General features: G+C 72.6%; 2 protein-coding genes. One reads left to right on the top strand and one right to left on the bottom strand.

Annotation, left to right across the window (positions count from 1 at the left end; all coding sequences use genetic code 11):
- The first annotated feature begins 16 nt into the window (after window positions 1–16).
- Window positions 17–3,388 (top strand): type I polyketide synthase, encoded by a 3,372-nt coding sequence (locus tag CRP51_RS27780; RefSeq protein WP_097234120.1) that lies wholly within the window; start codon window positions 17–19, stop codon window positions 3,386–3,388.
- 321 nt (window positions 3,389–3,709) lie between these two features.
- Here CRP51_RS27780 and CRP51_RS27785 read toward each other — a convergent pair.
- Window positions 3,710–5,278: alpha/beta fold hydrolase (locus CRP51_RS27785; protein WP_141514702.1), on the bottom strand; the 1,569-nt coding region annotated here is incomplete at its 5' end.

A 5,278-nucleotide genomic window follows, 5' to 3' on the forward strand; every position in this document is an offset into this window, starting at 1 on the left:
CGGGGAGCGTCAGGATGTGACGATCGCCGCTGTCAACGCGCAGCGGTCTGTGGTGATCTCGGGTGTGGAGGAGGCGGTTGTCGAGATCGCCGGGCAGGTCGAGGGCAAGTCCACTCGTCTGCGGGTCTCCCACGCTTTCCACTCTCCGCTGATGGATCCGATGTTGGGTGAGTTCCAGGCGGTGGCCGCGAAGATCTCCTTCGGGGTGCCGGGTATTGCGTTGGTGTCCACGGTGACGGGTGAGTTGGTCGGTCCGGAGGAGATGACCGAGGCGGGGTATTGGGCTGGTCAGGTCCGTGGCACGGTTCGCTTCGCCGACAGTGTCGCCACCTTGAGGGCGCAGGGCGTCACCACCCTGGTCGAGGTCGGGCCCAAGCCGGCCCTGACGCCTTTGATCGGTGACGCCGTTCCGACCCAGCGCAAGGACGACGCCGAGACCGCCAACCTCCTACGCGCCCTTGGCACCCTCCACACCCAGGGACACGACATCACCTGGGAAACCACCTTCACCCACCTCGCCCCCCAGACCGTCGACCTGCCCACCTACGCCTTCCAACACAAGCGCTACTGGATCGACGCGGTCCCCTCCTCCGGTGACCCCACCGGTCTCGGGCAGCGCCCCGCCGACCACCCGTTGCTCGGCGCGGCCCTCGCGCTTCCCGGAATGGACGGCGTCGTTCTCACCGGCCGGTTGGCGGCGGACTCGCAGTCGTGGCTTCCCGACCACCGGATTCTCGGGGCGACGATCCTCCCGGGAACGGCCTTGCTGGACATGGCGGTTCACGCCGGTGAACAGGTGGGCTACCCGGTCGTTGACGAACTCACGCTGGAGGCACCGCTGCCCGTTCCCGACGAGGAGGTACTCGACCTCCAGGTGATCGTGGGGGCGGCCAACGAGTCGGGTCACCGCAGCGTGGAGATCCACTCCCGTCTCGCGTCCCTGGGGGCGGCGGCCGGCGCTGGTCCGAGGGAGGGCTGGACCCGTCACGCCGTCGGCCTCGTGGCTCAGGCGGACGCGTCGAGCGCCGACGAGATTCCCGCCGTGGACACGGAGGTGTGGCCGCCGGAGGGCGCCACTCCTCTGGCGACCGACTCCATGTACGAGGGTCTGGCCGCGCTGGGTTACGACTACGGTCCGCAGTTCCGAGGCGTGCGGGCGGTGTGGCAGCACGGCGACGACATCTACGGCGAGATCGCCCTCCCCGACGAGGCGGTCGGCGCTGAGTCGTTCGGCGTCCACCCCGCGCTGCTGGACGCGGCGCTCCACCTCATCGACTTCATGCCCGGCTCGGGGAAGGCAGAGGGCGAGGAGGAGGAGACACGTATCCCGTTCGCCTGGAGCGGTGTCGACTTCCATACGCCGGGCGCCCGGCTCCTGCGGGTGCGGATGAGCGCGGCGGGCGCGGGCGGGGTGTCGCTGGCCATCGTGGACGGCGCGGGGACACCGGTCGCTTCCATCGCGTCGCTGGCGCTGCGGCCGGTGACTCCGCAGCAGTTGGGGGCCGGTCCGCAGTCGCTGTACCGGATGGAGTGGACGGCCGTGCCGGCCGACTCCCCCGCGTCGGCGGAGGCTGTCGAGCCGGTCGAGCTGAGCGAGGTGCTGGGGGCCCCCGAGACGGCCGCCGTGCCGGCGCTGGTCGTCCTGCGGCCGGACACGGAGACCTCGTCGGACGTCGACGTCCCGACACGGGTCGGACGGGCCGCCGTCAGTGTTCTGGACGCGCTCCGCACCTGGCTCGCCGAGGAGCGGTTCCACTCCTCCCGGCTGGTCGTCGTGACGCACGGCGCCGTCCGGACCGGCTCCGACGACGGGGCGCCCGACCTGGCCCAGGCGCCGGTCTGGGGCCTGGTGCGGGCCGCGCAGGCGGAGAACCCGGGCCGGTTCACTGTGATCGACGTGGACGGCTCGGCCGGGTCCGACCGTGCGCTCGCCGCGGCGGCGGCGACGGAGGAACCCGAACTCGCCCTGCGTGGCGGCAGAATCCTGGCGCCACGGCTGGCCAGGGCCGGCGCGGCCGGAGGCGTTCCCGAGTGGGACCCGTCCGGCACGGTGCTGGTGACGGGCGGCACGGGCGGGCTCGGCGCGCTGGTGGCCCGCCATCTGGTGACCGCACACGGCGTGCGCCACCTGGTCCTCACCAGCCGCCGCGGCAACGAGGCACCCGGCGCCGCCGAACTCACCGCGGAACTCACCGAGTTGGGCGCCCACGTCACCGTCGCCGCCTGCGACGTCGCCGACCGCGACGCCGTCGCCGCCGTCCTCGACGCCATCCCCGACACCCACCCCCTCACCGGGGTGGTGCACTCGGCGGGCGTGATGGACAACGGGATTCTCGCCGACCAGAACCCTGAGCGGGTGGAGCGCGTACTGCGCCCGAAGGTCGACGGCGCGTGGCACCTGCACGAGCTGACCCGCGACCTGGACCTCACCGCGTTCGTCCTCTTCTCCTCCGTCGGCGGGCTCATCCTCGCCGCCGGGCAGGCCAACTACGCGGCGGCCAACGTCTTCCTGGACGCCCTCGCCCACCACCGCCACACCCAGGGACTCCCGGCCACCTCCATGGCCTGGGGCCTGTGGGAGGGCACGGCGGGGGCCGACGAGGACACGAGGGCCATCGACGCCGGCCGGATCGGCAAGCTCGGCGTGCGCGAGCTGTCGGCCGAGAAGGGGCTCGGCCTCTTCGACGCCGCCCTGGCTTCCGGCGAGGCCATGCCGGTGCCGGTGTCGCTGGACCTGGCCGCGCTGCGGTCGCGCCCCGACGCGCTGCCCGCGGTGCTCCGCGAGCTGGGCGGGGTGCCGGCCCGTCCCAAGGCCGACGCTCCAGCGCCGGCTGCGGGAACAGCCGCAGCCGAGGAGGACACGCGGCCGTTGGCCGAGCGGCTCGCGGAACTGCCCTGGGCGGACGCGGGACAGTTCCTGGTGGAGCTGGTCCGGACACACGTGGCGGCGGTGCTCGGGCACGACGGCCCGCAGGCCGTGGTGCCGGAACGCGGGTTCCTCGAACTCGGTCTTGACTCCCTCGCCGCGCTCGAACTCCGCAACAGGCTCAGCGGTGCCACGGGCGAACGGCTGCCGGCCACGCTCATCTACGACTACCCGAGCACGGTGGCCGTCGCCGACTTCCTGCGGACGGAGATCCTCGGGGAGGAGCCCGCTGCCGGAGCCGTCACGGCGATGGAGGAGGAACTGGCCCGCCTGGAGTCCGTGATGCTGGACGCCCGGCCCGACGACGCGGAGGCGGCCCGGATCGAGAGCAGGCTACGGGCCCTGGTCGGCAAGTGGTCGGAGACGCACCGGGGCGTGGACTCAAGCGAGGCCGACGCGCTGGCCGCGGCCACGGCTGACGAACTCTTCGACATGCTGGACGACGAGTTGAAGGACCGCTGAGCGAGTCCCAGCCAAAACCGCCATGGGACGGCGGGTGGCCGGCGCCCTCGGGCGTCGGCCACCCGCCGTCCGGCGTTGGGTGGCACCGCGCGGGGGGTGCCTCCACGGACCCGGTGACACCACCCCCAGGTCATCCCAGCGACAGGGGGCAACAGCCATGCCGGGCCGGAGGCCAGCGGCCCTCTTGCCGGACCGCGAAAAGGACAACGGGGGCACGTGCGCACGGAGCAAGACAGGCGGCCGGCCCCCACGCTCGTGCGTGGGGGCCGGCCGCCTGCCGTCCTGCTCACGGTGCCCCGGGTGGGGGCGGGCCAGCTCCGGTCAGCCGTCGAGTGACGCGAACCAGGTCTCTATGGCCTTGGCCGTCTGCGGGGCCTCCTTCTCCACCATGGTGAGATGGTCGCCCTCGATCTCCCTGACCGTGTGCCCGAAGTCCCAGGAGGCACGCCACCGCTCCTCCTCCGCACCCGTGTCCTCACCGCCCGCCCAGCGCGTGGGCCGGACGAAGAGGACCGGTGCGGCGATCTCCTCGACGTCGCGGCCTATCATCAGGTCGCCGTACCAGGCCATCGCGGAGAGCCGAGCGGTGGTGAACGGCCCGAACAGCTCCTCCCTGTCGAACATCCCCTCGAACATCTCGGCGACCAGGGCGCTGAGGTCCTGGGTCTTGGGGTGGTAGGTGTCCAACAGGACAACACCGGCGGGCCGGACGCCGAGGTCCTCCAGGCGCCTCGCCACCGAGTGCGCGAAGACGCCGCCGGCCGAGTAGCCCGCCACAGCGAAGGGACGGTCCCCGGCCGCCCGCCGGATCTGTTCCGCACAGCCCGTGATCACGGTGTCGTACGACTCCGGCAGGCTGGTGTTGTCAGCGAAGCCCGGCAGCGGAACGGCGATGACGTCCATGACCTCCCGCAGACCGGTCGCGAGCCGCACGAACTGGTGGGCACCGCCCATCGCGCCCGGCGACGGCAGACAGAACAGCGTCGGCCCCGGCGCCCCCTCCGTCAGGCGCACCGGCGCGGGCAGCTCCTCGACGTCCTCGGAGGCCGTGAAGGTCGGCCGCAGGTTCGCGACAGCCCGGAGGAGGTCGAGACCCTGCACGAGCTTGCCCTGCCGCAGCCCCTCCCGGAAGAGCGCGTTGAGGGATTCCGACGCCGGGTTCCCGGCCGCCGCCCCACCTCCCGCGCTCGCCTGCGCCCCCGAAGCGGCGGAAGACCCGCCACCCGACGCCGGGCCGAACTGGCCACCGAACTCGGCCAACAGCTGCGTGCTCAACGCCCGCGTCGTCGGATGGTCGAAGACAACGGTCGCCGGCAGCGGCAGGGCCGTGGCGGACTTGAGGCGGTTGCGGAGTTCGACGGCCCCGAGGGAGTCGAGGCCCATTTCGAGGAACGCGCGCTCCGGGTCGACAGCGTCCGCGCTGGCGTATCCGAGGACGGCGGCGAGATGGCCGCGCACCAACTCCAGTACGGCGTCGGCGCGTTCCTCCTCACCGAGCCCCGCCATGCGGTCGCTGAAGGAGACACTTGTGTCCGCCACCGCAGCACCGGCCGCAGCGCGCCGCGCCGGCTCACGGACCAGACCACGCAGCTTGTGGGGGATGCCTTCCCCACGCTGCTGGATGACCGCCGGGTCCAGGCGCGCCGGGAAGAACGACGGGCCGGGCAGTCGGCCGGCGGTGTCGAGGAGGGCCAGGCCCTCTTCCGGGCTGAGCGCGTGCATGCCCCAACGGCGGATGCGCTCCACGTCGGTGTCCGTCAGCCCCTGGATCATGCCCTCGGCCTCGTCCCACAGACCCCACGCCAACGACTGGGCGGGCAGACCCTCCGCCGCACGAAGATGCGCCAGACCGGTCAGGAACTGGTTGGCCGCCGCGTAGTTCCCCTGCCC

The sequence above is a fragment of the Streptomyces zhaozhouensis genome, assembly GCF_900230195.1.
Taxonomy (GTDB): Bacteria; Actinomycetota; Actinomycetes; order Streptomycetales; family Streptomycetaceae; genus Streptomyces; species Streptomyces zhaozhouensis.